Origin of the sequence: Ramlibacter sp. WS9 (assembly GCF_003797765.1) — a bacterium.
In the GTDB taxonomy this organism is placed as follows: Bacteria; Pseudomonadota; Gammaproteobacteria; order Burkholderiales; family Burkholderiaceae_C; genus Ramlibacter.
Genome location: NZ_RKMB01000121.1, coordinates 1 through 532, shown reverse-complemented (window position 1 = coordinate 532; position 532 = coordinate 1). Strand labels below are relative to the sequence as shown.

Sequence of the window (532 nt, the reverse complement as noted above, 5' to 3'; positions counted from 1 at the left end):
GTGCTGGCCGCAGACGTGCGGGCGATGCTCGGTACCCTCGATCACGGCCAGGTCTATGGCGTGCTCCAGGCCTTGCTGGAGGGCGATGCGCGCGCCCTGCTCGAAGCGGTGCGCCACCTGGCCGAGCAGGGGCCGGACTGGGGCGGCGTGCTTGCCGAAATACTCAACGTGCTGCACCGCGTCGCGATCGCCCAGGCCCTGCCGGAAGCGATCGACAATGGCCAGGGCGACCGCGAGCGGGTGCTGGCCCTGGCCCAGGCGTTGCCGGCGGAAGACGTACAGTTCTATTACCAGATGGGCCTGATCGGCCGCCGCGACCTGCCGCTGGCGCCCGATCCGCGTAGCGGCTTCGAGATGGTGTTGCTGCGGATGCTCGCGTTCCGCCCGGCGGACGCCGACGGCGCGCCGAGGACGCCGCTAAAGGACCTGGGGATCAGCAAGGCCACGACTGATCCCGCCAACTCCCCCGTGGCCGGCGCGGCCTCGCCTGCGCCGGTCGCTGCCGTTGCTGCCGCGCCTGTCGTGGCTGCGC

At 71.8% G+C, this 532-nt stretch carries 1 pseudogene; it reads left to right on the top strand.

The annotated features are described in order from the left end of the window. Positions 1 to 532 (top strand): annotated as a pseudogene (locus tag EEB15_RS33235) (hypothetical protein); the annotation flags it as partial.